The following is a 13,933-nucleotide window of genomic DNA, read 5'->3' on the forward strand; positions in this document are numbered from 1 at the left end:
CGAGGGCCGGGATAACAAAACAAGTGTCGTCCCGGGCAAGCCCCGCGCGCGCAGCGCGTGGGGCGCCGACCCGGGACCCATACTCCGCGGCCGTTATGAGGCGCGAGATCGAGCGGCCAGCGTGCCCGCGCCCCGCATCCTGTGGTTATGGATCCCCGCTCGGCGCGGCCCGGCGCAATGCTGCGCATTGCCCCAGCCCGCTTGGCCGGGACGACAGCGGTGGTTGAGGACCGAATCCGGCGGACGATACCATGCCGCTCCTTCTGACGGTGCCCGTTATTGTGCCCTCTCCCCTTGTGGGAGAGGGCATGCACGACGGTTGGGCAAGCTCGGTTGGGTGAGGGGTCTCTCTCCGCGAGCACCGCTTGCTGAAAGATACCCCTCACCCAACCGTATGCGCGGATGGGCCGTACATGCCCTCTCCCACAAGGGGAGAGGGCGCTGTATCTGGCAGCCGCATCGAAACGCGTCACGGCGCAGTGAATCGCCCGCTTGCAAGGGTTGCGAGTCCTCCCGCAGCGGCGTAATTCCTTGCCATGACAGCCCCAGCCAACAATACCCCCGCCGCCGCCGCCACCGACACCTCCGTGGCCGCGCTCCACGACAAGATCCTGATCGTCGATTTCGGCAGCCAGGTCACGCAGCTGATCGCGCGCCGGGTGCGCGAGGACGGCGTGTATTGCGAGATCGTGCCGTTCCAGAAGGCGGAGGCCGCCTTCCGGCAGATGAACCCGAAGGCCGTGATCCTGTCCGGCGGCCCCGAATCCGTCCACGAGGAAGGCTCGCCGCGCGCCCCGCAGCTGATCTTCGAGTCAGGCGTCCCCGTGATGGGCATCTGCTACGGCCAGATGACGATGGCCGCCCAGCTCGGCGGCACCGTCGAGGGCGGTCACCACCGCGAGTTCGGCCGCGCCGACGTCGAGGTGAAGACCAACAGCCTGCTGTTCGACGGCGTCTGGCAGCCGGGTGAGCAGCACCAGGTGTGGATGAGCCATGGCGACCGCATCACCCAGATGCCGCCGGGCTTCTCGGTCGCCGGCGTCTCGCCGAACGCGCCGTTCGCCGTGATCCAGGACGAGGCGCGCAAATATTACGGCCTGATGTTCCACCCCGAGGTGGTGCACACACCCGACGGCGCCAAGCTGATCCGCAACTTCGTCCGCAACATCTCAGGCCTCGGCGGCGACTGGACCATGCACGCCTTCCGCGAGGAGGAGATCAAGAAGATCCGCGCCCAGGTCGGCCAGGGCAAGGTGATCTGCGGTCTCTCCGGCGGCGTCGATTCCGCTGTCGCCGCGGTGCTGATCCACGAGGCGATCGGCGACCAGCTCACCTGCGTCTTCGTCGACCACGGCCTGCTGCGCCTGAACGAGGCCGAGACCGTCGTCGACCTGTTCCGCCACCACTACAACATCCCGCTGGTGCATGTGGACGCCTCAAAGCTCTTCCTCGGCGAGCTCGCAGGCGTCACCGACCCGGAAGCGAAGCGCAAGACCATCGGAAGGCTCTTCATCGACGTGTTCGAGGCCGAGGCCAAGAAGATCGGCGGCGCCGATTTCCTGGCGCAGGGCACGCTCTATCCCGACGTGATCGAGAGCGTCTCCTTCACCGGCGGCCCCTCGGTGACGATCAAGTCGCACCACAATGTCGGCGGCCTGCCGGCGCGCATGAACATGAAGCTGGTCGAGCCGCTGCGCGAGCTGTTCAAGGACGAGGTCCGCGTGCTCGGCCGCGAGCTCGGCCTCCCCGACGTCTTCGTCGGCCGCCACCCGTTCCCGGGCCCCGGCCTCGCCATCCGCTGCCCCGGCGAGATCACGACAGACAAGCTCGACATCCTGCGCAAGGCCGACGCCATCTACATCGACGAGATCCGCAAAGCCGGCCTCTACGACACCATCTGGCAGGCCTTCGCCGTGCTGCTCCCCGTCAAGACCGTCGGCGTCATGGGCGACGGCCGCACCTACGACTACGTCGTCGGCCTGCGCGCGGTCACCTCGACGGATGGCATGACGGCGGACTTCTATCCGTTTGATATGAAGTTCTTAGGGAATACGGCGACGCGCATCATCAACGAGGTGAAGGGCGTGAACCGGGTGGTGTATGACGTGACGAGCAAGCCTCCGGGAACGATTGAGTGGGAGTAGGGTGCCCCAATGACGCTCGAATTGACGTGTCCCCCAACAAGGCTGTGCACCGCAAGATTACCGTGATCTTAACAGCCCACTTGACTTTTTTCGGTAGTAGATCATTTTGGTACAACCGCGACGCAGCTATGCGGGTTTTTCACCCTCACTGTTTGGATGTGAGGGGCGACCACGCAGTTTGATCGGTTAGCCCGGCCATTCTGTACGTCTTGGAGATGCTCTCGATGCTGTTGCCGCCTTCGGTGACACCGGAATTCCGGTAAGCGGAAGGAGGATGCGCATGGAGCATCTCATCGTTCTCCCTGGCACCTCGGGATCGTCAACCTAGTGTTGCGGCCGAGTCAAGCTGCAAGCTGGCGGCCGCCTGCCAAGTGGAGAATGTTATGACTGCAAGCAGTCAGATGAAGGAAGTGCGCCGTCTCCTCGAACGTCATGGGTTTACCATGACCAAGACCCGAGGAGGCCACTGGCGTTTCGAACACCCCGACATGGACGGTCCGGTGTTCGCGCCAGACACACCGTCAGACTACCGCGGGACTAAGAACCTGTTCGCTCTGATTCGGCGAAAGATGAGGTCGCGGTTCATCCCCTAACAAAGTCGTAGATGGAGCCGCCCGCTCATCACGGCTGGGCGGCTCTTTTCTGTAACTGATTTGGTGGGCTGCGCGCCCATAAGGAGCATTCAAATGAATAACACAGAGAATGCGAACGGCTTCGTCTTGCCTCGTCCAGTCGACCGGCTTCCTGAATACGCTCACTCGAAAGCTCGCCAAGCTCTGACAGAGCGTCTTGTCGATGCCTTTGGAATGTCCGACACGTCGGCCGCAGCAATCGCTTCTGCAGTTGTTGATCCTTCGGAGGTACGTAAGTCCATTGGCGAGCCAAATGACCCTGATGTCGAGAGCATCGCGGTACCTGGCGGAACTCTGCTCGGCATTCGCACGAGTGTTTGGGCTCGCCGCGTTATGCCGGATCCACGAAATCCCAGGACTCTTCCGTCGCGCCGACATCCTTTCGCAGTTGATCCGGGAAGCGGTGGAGAGGACTCCAAGTTCCGACCTGTCCCCGAACCAAGAAGTTTGGACGCGAACGCAGCTGAGAGAGCAGAACTTGCCGTCGAGATTGAGAGCAGGCACCATCTGATTTGGGCATGCCAGCGGGCTGCTGCTTTCGTTCTGGCTGAAAACGATTGGCGTAGTTCGATCGAGTCCCAAGGGGTGATGGAAGCCGTTTGGTTGGTACCGACGACTTACCTCCACACCGATGGATCCGCGCCGGCTACGACTTTGACGACTGTAGAGGGATCATCAAGATGTACCGCGGTCCATGGCCTTCTCGGCGTTAATTCCGCCGACGTTCCTTACGAGGATAATGACTCGCGGTTTCGCGCTCACATCCGAAAGCTGAATGATGCTTTTGATCGTGGTGAGCGAAACAAGGAGACTGTTGTTGCACTCCGTTGTGAGCGAATCCCAGCTCTGATCTTAGTTGGTTTCCGACCTCACGCATTTGGTACCACCGGTTTTCCGACGGCCGTGAAATCTTTGGTTGCTCTGCGCCACGTCGATCCACCGAAGCCTTGGGGCGAGGGGCCGGAGAACGAGTCCCTTGCGGACGAGGTGCTTGATGAACTTCATCGCCGCCACCTGATCTCATCAACGGAGCGAGACTATTTTGCGGGGGCATGCACAAAGACGGAAGCGGCGGCGGCCCATCTGCCAGTTGATCCCGTGCTCCGAGCAGCAAAGATCGTTCAGCTTTTCACAACAAGTGACGAACGAGTCGCTGAGGCCATCCGTGTTGCGGTAACGAGTCAGTCTACGCGGAAGCGTATCACAGCAAAACTGATGAACGAACTCGCGACTGCATTAATCCTTCGTGCCGTGGCAGATGAGCCCGCTAAGGTTGACCAAATCCGACGCTATTTGCGCCACGCCTTTGGCAAATCAGCGCATCGGGCACGATGGCAGGCGACTGGAAGGACGAGTGAACAGTTGATCCAGGCCGCGCTCACAGAGGTGCGCGAGGCGATCTCAGCGGGTACTACCGGTGAGCCCGGGCCGTCGTCTCTGGAGCTGGCTGTGCGCGCTTCCTATCCGCTTGTTGTGTCAGGTCGCCTCAATGCAGATCGCGGATCGTCGGGTAACGATCAGCCCGATCGTCGGACGCCGGGTGAGATTTTGGACACAATGCGGCGCTCTGTCCAAGGCATTCACCAACTTGGACGCGCGCTGCTGGACTTTGAAGGCAATAGGCCTTTGCGCGCTGTTGATGAGTCGGGAGCGATCAAGTGTCTGACAAACGGTTCATCCGAAATCACGATTACCGACGTTTATCTTCGCAATGAGTTTCCTCCGCCTGGAAAGGTGAAGGCGACGCGGCCGGGTGACACTGCCACAGACCGTTACCAGAACGCTCTTTCGGCACTCAGCCGAGCATTCGTTAGTGTAGAAGAGGCATTTAATGGTCTTACCAAGGTCCTTGGCGACGACAGCCAGCCAGTAGTTGACACACTGGGCGTCGAACCACGCCTCACAGATACTTGGAGGGACTTGCTGTCTAAGGTCGACGAAGAGATGGTAATCTGGGCTCGTACTTTTCGTCGAGCTCACGGGACCAAGCCGGCTAACGTGATCAATCCGTCCGACGATGATGAGGTCGAGAATGATGATCCGTATGCCGATTCGAGCGGTGGCTCCGAGGAGGCTTGGGAAAGTGAAGATGCGGCATTAAACGCTAAGTCGTCCAGTTGATGTCTGCAGAACTAAATCTTCCTTTAAATTTCACAACTGGCTCGGCAGGATTGCTGAGCCAGTTGGGAGAGCCCAGTTTGCGAGAGATAGGTGATTTCGATTACGGCGTGCAAGGCTCGTATTTGCTTTGCCGCAGAATGTCGAAGCTGCATTCGGCGGCGAGGTGGAGTTGGTCTCGACCTCGGTGGAGTCGTCACGGCCTGCTTGGGGTGAAAGCGCGCCGTTTCTCTCAGATGCATTGCCCCTTTCACGACGGGCAATCCCCGCATGCACCAACTGCCCGTCGTGCCAGTTTGTCGCACACTTTTCCCTTGCGCCGTCGGGCAAATCACCTGCACATTTCCGCGCATCCCGGCTCGCTGAAGAGGGACGTTTCGCGATCGTCATGAAGCGTCGAGCCGGAGAGGCGACGGGCGCGTTGCTCCGCAGCCGGGTCTCACAGCCCGTGCCGACGAACGGAGCGAGGCGACGGCGAAATGGTGTGGTCCTGGTCTCCCGACGCTGAGACCAAGCCGGTGGTGATGATGATCCGCTGGTGACGGGGGCAAGACAGCCGGTCCCCGGGGAGAGCACCTATAACCCGCAAAACCGTCGCGCAGGGAAGGCCGGAGATCGGGCTGAACCTGTGGTTCTACCGCGTGCTTGTTTGCTGCACGCGGACCGCGGGTATCAGTCGATACCCGGTCTTCCCTGCGCCTCTTCTTCGGAAGAGGTTCACTCAAGAAAACAACTCGGGCAGACATCGCCGCGAGATCGCTAAGCCATGCCTGGTGTCAAAACCGTGGAGAAGGGGCGCATGACGATGTCATGCCGTGATCCGCAGGAGCGGCCGGCCGGCGCCCGGACGTCAATGGCTCATCCGGAACAGGTTGCGTACGGCGGGGCGCCATTCGCCCGTCATGGTGTATTCGAGCCCAAGGCGCGCACCGCAGGCGACCGCGAGCATGGTCAGCGGCGCCGATAGCGCGAGCGTCGAGAATGCCGACAGGCCCTGGCCGATGGTGCAGCCCATCGACATGATGCCGCCGGTGCCCATCAGGAGCGCGCCGACCATGTGGCGCTTCAGCTCGCGCGCGTCGTCGCAGGCTTCCCAGCGGAAGACGCGCGAGAACATCGCCGCCAGGAACGAGCCAAGGATGACGCCGGCGACCGAGCCGATCGCGAAGTCGGCGTGGCTGCCCGAGAGCGTAGCGATGTAGAGCACGGTGTTGCCGAGCGGAGCAACGAAGGTGAGCGAGGCCACCCGCTCGGGGTCGAAATCGTCATGGCCGAGCCAGCCGGTTGCGAACCAGCCGAAGGCGACGGCGCCGCCCACCGCGAGGCCTGACAACAGCAGGCGAGGTGATCTCAACAATTGGCCATTAGCCAGGGCCCAGGCCGCGAGCGCCACGGCCGCGAGTGAGACGATGACGGGCCGTGCATAGGAGCCGATAGCTGCGGATAGCAGCGTATCCATGCCCTGGTTCATTGCCTCCGGCAGATGCACCGACAGCGGCTCGATCAAACCGACGCGCAAGAATCCAGTGAGGCCACGCATCGCCGCCAATGCGGAGACGCCGAGCACGAGAAAGACGACGATGGCGCGCAGATCGCCGCCACCGATGCGCACCAGGGTCCCGAAGCCGCAGGTGCCGACCAGCGCCATGCCGATCCCGAACAGCAGGCCGCCGAGGATGGCGCCGCCGAGCGGAATGGAGGAGGTGAGATAGATCGAGCGGGAGAGATCGACCAGGCCGAAGCTGGCGAGCAACTGGGTCGCGACAAGCGCGACGGCGGCGGCCAGGGCGAAGGATTTGAGCCGCCGTGTATCGGCGCCGAAGAACGCGTCCTCGAGCATCGCGAGCGTGCAGAAGCGCCCGGCGCGGCCGGCCACCCCGAGCACGGCGCCTGCGAGCAGCCCGCACATGAACGTCAAAGCTGACGGACTGAGCATGCCTCCCCGATGTCCTTGTTCTTGTCCGGGCGATTGTGCGCCAGGATCGACGGCGAAGCCAGACCTCTTGCGACACCCGCTGTCGGCGTTCGCGCCTGCCTGTCGCGCGTGCGTCCGAGGATGCCGCAGCGCAGAGCGATGGTCAGCGACGACGCTTGCGGACCGGCTCGCAGAAGACGTCATAGATCGCCGTCAGAATCTTGCGCACGTCCTCACTGGCGAGACTGTAATAGATCGTCTTGCCGTCGCGCCGCGTCGTTACCAGCCGGTCGAGCCTGAGACGGGCGAGCTGCTGCGAGACGGTCGACTGCCGCTCACCGAGAAACTGCTCGAGCTCGGTAACGGATTTTTCGCCCTCGGAGAGAATGCACAGCAGCAGCAGCCGGGACTCGTGGGACAGGGCCTTCAGCATCTCGCTGGCCTCGCGCGCCTTCTCGATCATCTGCTCGAGCTCGGCGGAGGTTTCGATGTCCTTCATCTTCGGCAGCGGCATGAAACTGGGATCCTCGATTGTCGGTCAGGAGCGGGCCGGCGTCCCGCTTGTAGCATTCATCAGGCGGCCGAGCAGCCCAAAGAAGAACGCATCGCCCGGATAGCCGCGGATCCGGCCGATCTCGCGGCCCTGGTCGAGCACCACGAAGGTCGGCGTGAAGGCGCCGGGGTCGATGCCGGCGAGATCCGCCGGCAGTGGCTGGGTGAGGTCGACCCGTCGCAGCGGAAGGGCGCGCCCTTCGTCGGTCCTGGCATAGATCGGCGCGATCTCGGCATTGAACCGGGCGCACCAGCCGCAGCCGGGGCGCTCGAACATCACGAGTTCGGAGGCGAGGAGCGGAGCCGACAGGCACAGCAGGGCGACCGCGGCCGAGGCGAGTGTTGCAGCCGTGCGAGCTGTGATTTGACCGGACATGCTGCCATCCTCTCTGGACTTGCCAGCCAATCTATCATTAAATTCGAATATGTACTAGTGCGCGAATTCCGAAGCCTGCGCTGCCGGCCGGGAGTCGCAGCACTGCTGCGCGGGAGGACAAATGGATCTCGACGTCACGCTCGGCGCCGCGCTCGCCGCCGGCCTCCTGTCGTTCCTGTCGCCCTGCATCCTGCCGCTGGTTCCGCCGTTCCTGTGCTACATGGCCGGCGTCTCGGCGGCCGATACCATCGCCGAGGGCGGCGTGGTGCAGCGGCGCCGGACGGTGCTGACGGCGCTGTGCTTCGTCGCCGGCTTCTCGCTGGTGTTCATAGGCCTCGGTGCGACAGCCTCCGTCTTTGGCCGCTTCATCGCCGGTCATCTCGGCCAGCTCGGCATGGTCGCGGGACTCGTCATCATCGCGATGGGGCTGCATTTCCTCGGGTTGCTCAGGATACCCTTGCTGTACCGCAGCGCGACGATCGATGTCGGCCGCAAGCCGGCCGGCCTGCTTGGCGCTTTCGTCATGGGGCTGGCCTTCGCCTTAGGCTGGACGCCATGCGCGGGACCGGTGCTCGCCGCCGTGCTGATGATGGCCGGCGCGGAGGCGACCGTGGGGAAGGGCGCGCTGCTGCTCGCGGCCTATTCGGTCGGAACAGGCATCCCGTTCCTGATCGCGGCGGCCTTCACGGGGCAGTTCATGACGGTACTGAAGGGTATCAAGCCGCATCTGCCTCTGGTCGAAAAGACGATGGGCGGCTTTCTCGTCCTTACCGGCGTGGCCTTTCTTGCCGGTGTCATTCCGGAGATGTCGCAATGGATATTCGAGCGCTTCCCATCGCTCGCCACCATCGGCTGATCAGCCAAAGCGGAAATCGAGCAGGTTGACGAAGGATTCCAGCTCGATCTCGTAGCGATGCACGAGGCCGGCATCGCCCTCGCGCGCGGCGCGGCCGATCTCCTCGGCGCTCGCGCTGGCGCCGTCGATCAGGCGGCGGAATTCGGCCTGGCTTGCGATCTCGGGCGTGGCGAGGTCGTTGCAGCGCTGCAACTGGGCGCGCAGGGCGGCGCCGGCCTCGACCACCTCGCCAGGTCCTGCCTTGCTCGAGGCGAACCGCGCCGCGACGTTGCGCAGCGCGTCCATGACGGGCGCGAGCTCGAACACGCAGTCGCTGAGCTCGGCCACGCCGGCCTCGCGCCTCAGCGCGTGGATCGACCGGCGCAGCGCGGCGATGTCCACCGCGGCACGGGCGCCATCACCCGCGGTCAGAGCTGCGTCGGCCTTGCTCAGGCGATCGTTGCCACCGGCGATCAGCCCCGAAATCGACCTATCCGAATAGGGGGCCACCGCGCGCTCGGTCACTCCGCCGAGCCTTGCCCAGGCCCGTCGGGCATCGTCGAGCTCGATCTGCGCGAGGCCGATATTGCCGGTGCGCGCGTAGCTCGCAGCGGCGCGCAGACTGGCCATCGCCGCCGGCATCAGCGCCGCGATGTCCGCCTCCTCTGCGGCATGCAGATGGACGCTTGGGGCGAGACACGACAGCACGAGGGACAGAATGATGGCGCGGCGCAGCATCGAATGTCCTCTTCATATTCTGCTATTCGAATATGGTGTATCGAACTTCGGCCGACTTGGCAAAGCGCGCGAGCAGGCTCATGACTTCGAACTCGACGATGACGCGGCGCGGCCTGATTGCCATGCTGCCTGCCGCGACCGTCCTCGGCGCCGCGCCGACGCTGGCGCGAGCGGACGCGGTGCTCGGCGACGACGGGCTCTATCATCAGTCGTGGTTTCTCAACAGCTTTCTCGACCTGCGCGAAGATCTCGACAGCGCGGCATCGGAAGGCAAGCGGCTCGCGATCATGTGGGAGCTGCGCGGCTGTCCGTATTGCCGCGAGACGCATCTGGTGAACTTCGCCGATCCCGGCATCACCGACTACATCCGCGCGAATTTCGAGGTGCTGCAGCTCAATCTGCTCGGCGCCCGCAAGGTGACCGATTTCGACGGCAAGGAGCTCACCGAGAAGGAGCTTGCCGAGCGCTACGCCATCAGGTTCACGCCGACCTTCCAGTTCTTTCCGCCGTCCGCCGATGGCGTCGCCGCCAAGGAGCCGCTCGCGCGCGAGGTGGCGCGCGCGCCGGGCTATCTCAAGCCGCCGCATTTCCTGGCGATGTTCCGTTTCGTGCGCGACAGGGCCTATGAGCGCGGCACCTTCCGCGACTATCTCGCTGCGTCCAAAGGTTGAGTGCGCTGCCGCATCGAATTCGGTTGACTTCAATCATATTATCAAATCATAATTAGTGAATATGATGGACCGTAAGTCCGTCGCGTCATCAGCAGGCGAGGGGAAACCTCGTCGGTCAGGGTGGAAACATGCGCCGTATGATTCCGGCTGCCTTGTTCTGCGCGTTGCTCTCCGCGACCGCGCGAGGCGACGAGCCGATCAGGCTCGATGTCGTCGACTTCGCCATTCCGAAATCGTTGACGGGTGCGCCCGGCAGTGCCGATGCCGGCAAGAACGTTTTTTTGACGCGGACGCTCGGCAATTGCCTTGCCTGTCATCAGGTCACGTCGTTGAAGTCCGAGGAGTTTCACGGCGAGTTCGGGCCGTCGCTCGACGGCGTCGCGACCCGCTACAACACGGCGCAGCTGCGCCTCATCGTTGCCGATCCCAAGCGCATCTTCACCGATACGGTGATGCCCGCCTTCTACAAGAACGACGGTCTCAATCGCGTGCGTCCCGAGTTTGTCGGCAAGCCGGTTCTCACCGCCGCGCAGGTCGAGGATGTCGTGGCCTATCTCGAAACATTGAAATAACCGCCTCTGGAGGATGATGCATGGGCGCAATCAACAGACGACAGGCATTCCTTCTCGGCGGCGGTTTCGTCGCCTTGACGGTGCTGCCGATGGCCGCCAACGCCGAGCCGAGCAACGACGCGGCCGAGATGATCAAGAAGTTCACCGGCGGCAAGGATGCCACGAAGGGCAAGATCACGCTCGATCTGCCCGAGATCGCCGAGAACGGCAACACCGTGCCGCTCGCGCTCTCTGTCGAGAGCCCGATGACGGCTGACAACTACGTCAAGGAGGTGCTGTTCGTGGCCGACGGCAATCCGAACGCTGGCGTCGCGACGCTGATGTTCACGCCGATGTCCGGCAAGGCCGAGGCCTCGATCCGCATCCGCCTGGCGCAGACCCAGAACGTGATCGCGGTCGCCAAGATGAGCGACGGCTCGCTGTTCACCGAGCGCAAGACCGTCAAGGTCACCATCGGCGGCTGCGGCGGCTGAGACAGGGGAGAGACTGATATGGCAGACAAGCCGCGAATCAAGCTTCCGAAGGAAGCCAAGAAGGGCGAGATCATCCAGATCAAGACGCTGGTCTCGCATCTGATGGAATCGGGCCAGCGCAAGGATGCGCAGGGCAAGCCGATCCCACGCAAGATCATCAACAAGTTCGCTTGCGAGTTCAACGGCAAGCCGGTGTTCTCCTGTGCGCTGGAGCCGGCGATCTCGGCCAACCCGTACATCCAGTTTGACGCGAAGGTCGACGAAGAGGGCACCTTCAAGTTCGCCTGGACGGATGACGACGGCTCGGTGGTGACGGCCGAGGAAAAGATCGCGTTGAAGGCCTGATTGGCAGGCTGCCGATCGCTACAGGGAGTGACGGATGTCCATTCGCTACGGTTCTCTCGCTGTCCTGGCCACGGCCGCGCTGACCCTTTCGGCGATCGCCGTGTTCGGGCAGGAGGCGGAACGGAAGGGCATTCCGGCGCCTCCCGGCCACGTCTTCAAGACCATCATCTCGGGCTATCAGTTCCGCACCAAGGAGACCCGCGCGCTGCAGGATGATGACCTGGAGAACCCGGGCTTCCTCGCGGTGGAGCGGGCGGCCGATGTCTGGAAGTCGGTCGACGGCAGCGAAGGCAAGTCGTGCATGAGCTGCCACGGCGAGGCGGAAACGACCATGAAGGGCGTCGGCGCTGCCATGCCCAAATGGAGCGAGAAGCTCAACAAGCCGGTCAATCTCGAGCAGCAGATCAACATCTGCCGCACCGAGCACATGAAGGCGCAGCCCTGGGCGTTCAAGTCCAAGGAGCTGACGGACATGACGACCTTCGTCCGCTTCCAGTCGCGCGGCATGCCGGTGGCTGTCAAGACCGACGGTCCGATGTCGCCCTGGTTCGAGAAGGGTAAGGAGATCTACTACACGCGTGTCGGCCAGCTCGATCTCGCCTGCGCCTCGTGCCACGAGAAGAACAACGGCAAGTTCATGCGCGCTGATTTCCTCAGCCAGGGCCAGACCAACGGCTTTCCGACCTACCGGCTGCGTGATCAGCGCCTGATCCCGCTGCACGAGCGCTTCGAGGGTTGCATGTTCGATGTCCGCGGCGTGCCCTACAAGCCGCTGTCGGACGAGTTCCTCGCGCTAGAGCTCTACGTCGCCTGGCGCGGCATCGGTCTGCCCGTCGAGACACCGTCGGTCCGCAACTAGCGGACACAAGGATAGACATCATGATATCGCGTCGCGAATTCGTTCAGGTCGCATTGGCGGCGGCTGCCTTGTCGGGCGGCACGTCCCGCGCCTTTGCGCAGCAGAAGCTGACCGAGAAGGAGCTTCTTGCGTTCGATCCGGTCGGCAATGTCACGCTGGTGCATGTCACCGACATCCACGGCCAGCTCATGCCGCTGTATTTCCGCGAGCCGTCGACCAATCTCGGCGTCGGCGACGCCAAGGGCCAGCCGCCGCATGTCACCGGCAAGGATTTTCTCACCCGCTTCGGCATCGCGCCGGGCTCGTCGTCGGCCTATGCGCTGACCTCCGAGGATTTCGAGGCGCTCGCCAAGACCTACGGGCGGATCGGCGGGCTCGACCGCGCCGCCACCGTCATCAAGGCCATCCGCGCCGAGCGCGGCGACAAGGTCGTGCTGCTCGATGGCGGCGACACCTGGCAGGGATCCTGGACGTCATTGAAGACACGTGGCCAGGACATGATCGACTGCATGGTGCTGCTCAAGCCCGATGCGATGACGGGGCATTGGGAGTTCACCTACGGCAGCGAGCGCGTCAAGCAGGCAGTCGATGCGCTCGGCTTCCCGTTCCTCGGTCTCAACATCCGCGACACCGAGTGGAACGAGCCGGCGTTCGAAGCCTCGACGATGATTGAGCGCGGTGGCCTCAAGATCGCGGTGCTCGGCCAGGCCTTTCCGTACACGCCCGTCGCCAATCCGCGCTGGATGATTCCGAACTGGTCGTTCGGCGTGCGCGAGGAGGATGTCCAGACCCAGGTCGACAAGGCGCGCAAGGACGGCGCAGGTCTGGTGGTGCTGCTGTCGCACAACGGCTTCGACGTGGACCGTAAGCTGGCGAGCCGCGTCAAGGGCCTCGACGTCATCCTCACCGGTCACACCCATGATGCGCTGCCCGAGGCGGTCAAGGTCGGCAAGACGCTGCTGATCGCGTCGGGGTCGTCCGGCAAGTTCGTCTCGCGGCTCGATCTCGACGTCAGGGATGGCGAGGTCAAGGGCTATCGTTACAAGCTGATCCCGCTGTTCTCCGACGTGATCACGCCTGATCCGGCGATGGCCGCCAAGATCGCCGAGGTGCGCAAGCCGTTTGCCGCCGATCTCGGCCGTGCGCTGGGACGGACCGAAACGCTGCTATATCGCCGGGGGAATTTCAACGGCACGTTCGACGACCTGATCTGCCAGGCGCTGCTGCAGGAGCGCGACGCGGAGATCGCGCTGTCGCCGGGCTTCCGCTGGGGCACCAGCGTGATGCCGGGCCAGGACATCACCTTCGAGGACGTCACCAACGCCACCGCGATCACCTATCCCGCGGTGTATCGGATGGGCATGACCGGCACGCGCCTCAAGGAGATCATCGAGGACGTCGCCGACAATCTGTTCAACGTCGACCCGTACTACCAGCAGGGCGGCGACATGGTTCGCATCGGCGGCATGTCCTATGCGATCGACGTCAACAAGCCGCAGGGGCAGCGCATCTCCGACATGCGCCTGATCAAGACCGGCGCCGCGATCGATCCGGCGCGCGAATATCAGGTCGCCGGCTGGGCCAGCGTCAACGAAGGCACGCAGGGCCCGCCGATCTGGGAGGTCGTGTCGAGCTATCTGCAGCGCCAGAAAACCGTGCGTCTCGAGCCCAACCGGGCCGTCAAAGTCTCCGGAGTGTGACGA

At 63.4% G+C, this 13,933-nt stretch carries 14 protein-coding genes; 10 read left to right on the plus strand and 4 right to left on the minus strand.

Annotated elements, in window-relative coordinates; genetic code table 11:
- Nucleotides 1–536 precede the first annotated feature (536 nt).
- The 3 genes from guaA (at nt 537) to BRADO_RS34015 (ending at nt 4,897) form a co-directional block, all read left to right on the plus strand.
- Entirely contained in the window at nt 537–2,144 is a 1,608-nt protein-coding gene (guaA, locus tag BRADO_RS14850) for a glutamine-hydrolyzing GMP synthase (protein ID WP_011926132.1), read from the plus strand.
- Between the two features lie 401 nt (nt 2,145–2,545).
- Nucleotides 2,546–2,737, plus strand: coding sequence for a type II toxin-antitoxin system HicA family toxin (locus BRADO_RS36005; protein ID WP_041756520.1), 192 nt, complete (start codon nt 2,546–2,548; stop codon nt 2,735–2,737).
- A 93-nt stretch (nt 2,738–2,830) separates the two neighbouring features.
- Nucleotides 2,831–4,897, plus strand: coding sequence for a hypothetical protein (locus tag BRADO_RS34015; protein ID WP_197535382.1), 2,067 nt, complete (start codon nt 2,831–2,833; stop codon nt 4,895–4,897).
- Between the two features lie 847 nt (nt 4,898–5,744).
- On the opposite strand, the gene BRADO_RS14865 is transcribed toward BRADO_RS34015, so the two are convergent.
- The 3 genes from BRADO_RS14865 to BRADO_RS14875 form a co-directional block, all read right to left on the minus strand.
- Nucleotides 5,745–6,830, minus strand: coding sequence for a YeeE/YedE family protein (locus tag BRADO_RS14865; protein ID WP_041756523.1), 1,086 nt, complete (start codon nt 6,828–6,830; stop codon nt 5,745–5,747).
- A 142-nt stretch (nt 6,831–6,972) separates the two neighbouring features.
- Nucleotides 6,973–7,323 carry a helix-turn-helix transcriptional regulator gene (locus BRADO_RS14870; RefSeq protein WP_006614312.1) on the minus strand — a complete coding sequence of 117 codons (351 nt, stop codon included), beginning with the start codon at nt 7,321–7,323 and terminating at the stop codon, nt 6,973–6,975.
- Nucleotides 7,324–7,347: 24 nt separating this feature from the next.
- A complete protein-coding gene (locus BRADO_RS14875) occupies nt 7,348–7,737 on the minus strand; it encodes a thioredoxin (RefSeq protein ID WP_011926136.1) in 390 nt (129 codons plus the stop codon).
- Between the two features lie 121 nt (nt 7,738–7,858).
- Between BRADO_RS14875 and BRADO_RS14880 the strand changes: the two genes are divergently transcribed.
- On the plus strand, nt 7,859–8,593 hold the full coding sequence (locus BRADO_RS14880) for a cytochrome c biogenesis CcdA family protein (RefSeq protein ID WP_011926137.1): 735 nt from the start codon (nt 7,859–7,861) through the stop codon (nt 8,591–8,593).
- Here BRADO_RS14880 and BRADO_RS14885 read toward each other — a convergent pair whose 3' ends face one another.
- Complete coding sequence (locus BRADO_RS14885) at nt 8,594–9,310, minus strand: hypothetical protein (protein WP_011926138.1); 717 nt, start codon at nt 9,308–9,310, stop codon at nt 8,594–8,596.
- A 122-nt stretch (nt 9,311–9,432) separates the two neighbouring features.
- Here BRADO_RS14885 and BRADO_RS14890 point away from each other — a divergent pair, with 122 nt between their 5' ends.
- The 6 genes from BRADO_RS14890 to soxB all read left to right on the plus strand — a co-directional run bounded on the left by BRADO_RS14890 (nt 9,433) and on the right by soxB (nt 13,930).
- The gene (locus tag BRADO_RS14890) at nt 9,433–9,981 is read left to right on the plus strand and encodes a thioredoxin family protein (protein WP_011926139.1); all 549 of its coding nucleotides are present in this window, start codon (nt 9,433–9,435) and stop codon (nt 9,979–9,981) included.
- A 128-nt stretch (nt 9,982–10,109) separates the two neighbouring features.
- Nucleotides 10,110–10,553 carry a sulfur oxidation c-type cytochrome SoxX gene (gene soxX, locus BRADO_RS14895; protein ID WP_041756525.1) on the plus strand — a complete coding sequence of 148 codons (444 nt, stop codon included), beginning with the start codon at nt 10,110–10,112 and terminating at the stop codon, nt 10,551–10,553.
- Nucleotides 10,554–10,573: 20 nt separating this feature from the next.
- A complete protein-coding gene (gene soxY, locus BRADO_RS14900; RefSeq protein WP_011926141.1) occupies nt 10,574–11,026 on the plus strand; it encodes a thiosulfate oxidation carrier protein SoxY in 453 nt (150 codons plus the stop codon).
- 18 nt (nt 11,027–11,044) lie between these two features.
- Nucleotides 11,045–11,371 (plus strand): thiosulfate oxidation carrier complex protein SoxZ, encoded by a 327-nt coding sequence (gene soxZ / locus BRADO_RS14905; protein ID WP_011926142.1) that lies wholly within the window; start codon nt 11,045–11,047, stop codon nt 11,369–11,371.
- A 34-nt stretch (nt 11,372–11,405) separates the two neighbouring features.
- Nucleotides 11,406–12,230, plus strand: coding sequence for a sulfur oxidation c-type cytochrome SoxA (soxA, locus tag BRADO_RS14910; RefSeq protein WP_011926143.1), 825 nt, complete (start codon nt 11,406–11,408; stop codon nt 12,228–12,230).
- A gap of 20 nt (nt 12,231–12,250) precedes the next feature.
- The gene (gene soxB / locus BRADO_RS14915) at nt 12,251–13,930 is read left to right on the plus strand and encodes a thiosulfohydrolase SoxB (RefSeq protein WP_041756527.1); all 1,680 of its coding nucleotides are present in this window, start codon (nt 12,251–12,253) and stop codon (nt 13,928–13,930) included.
- The last annotated feature ends 3 nt before the right edge of the window (nt 13,931–13,933 follow it).

The sequence above is a fragment of the Bradyrhizobium sp. ORS 278 genome (assembly GCF_000026145.1).
In the GTDB taxonomy this organism is placed as follows: domain Bacteria; phylum Pseudomonadota; class Alphaproteobacteria; order Rhizobiales; family Xanthobacteraceae; genus Bradyrhizobium.

What these genes read in the sequence shown, in the direction of transcription:
- guaA (WP_011926132.1), top strand. Translation starts at nt 537, where the DNA reads ATGACAGCCCCAGCCAACAATACCCCCGCCGCCGCCGCCACCGACACC.
- BRADO_RS36005 (WP_041756520.1), top strand. Translation starts at nt 2,546, where the DNA reads ATGAAGGAAGTGCGCCGTCTCCTCGAACGTCATGGGTTTACCATGACC.
- BRADO_RS34015 (WP_197535382.1), top strand. Translation starts at nt 2,831, where the DNA reads ATGAATAACACAGAGAATGCGAACGGCTTCGTCTTGCCTCGTCCAGTC.
- BRADO_RS14865 (WP_041756523.1), bottom strand. Translation starts at nt 6,830, where the DNA reads ATGCTCAGTCCGTCAGCTTTGACGTTCATGTGCGGGCTGCTCGCAGGC.
- BRADO_RS14870 (WP_006614312.1), bottom strand. Translation starts at nt 7,323, where the DNA reads ATGCCGCTGCCGAAGATGAAGGACATCGAAACCTCCGCCGAGCTCGAG.
- BRADO_RS14875 (WP_011926136.1), bottom strand. Translation starts at nt 7,737, where the DNA reads ATGTCCGGTCAAATCACAGCTCGCACGGCTGCAACACTCGCCTCGGCC.
- BRADO_RS14880 (WP_011926137.1), top strand. Translation starts at nt 7,859, where the DNA reads ATGGATCTCGACGTCACGCTCGGCGCCGCGCTCGCCGCCGGCCTCCTG.
- BRADO_RS14885 (WP_011926138.1), bottom strand. Translation starts at nt 9,310, where the DNA reads ATGCTGCGCCGCGCCATCATTCTGTCCCTCGTGCTGTCGTGTCTCGCC.
- BRADO_RS14890 (WP_011926139.1), top strand. Translation starts at nt 9,433, where the DNA reads ATGCTGCCTGCCGCGACCGTCCTCGGCGCCGCGCCGACGCTGGCGCGA.
- soxX (WP_041756525.1), top strand. Translation starts at nt 10,110, where the DNA reads ATGCGCCGTATGATTCCGGCTGCCTTGTTCTGCGCGTTGCTCTCCGCG.
- soxY (WP_011926141.1), top strand. Translation starts at nt 10,574, where the DNA reads ATGGGCGCAATCAACAGACGACAGGCATTCCTTCTCGGCGGCGGTTTC.
- soxZ (WP_011926142.1), top strand. Translation starts at nt 11,045, where the DNA reads ATGGCAGACAAGCCGCGAATCAAGCTTCCGAAGGAAGCCAAGAAGGGC.
- soxA (WP_011926143.1), top strand. Translation starts at nt 11,406, where the DNA reads ATGTCCATTCGCTACGGTTCTCTCGCTGTCCTGGCCACGGCCGCGCTG.
- soxB (WP_041756527.1), top strand. Translation starts at nt 12,251, where the DNA reads ATGATATCGCGTCGCGAATTCGTTCAGGTCGCATTGGCGGCGGCTGCC.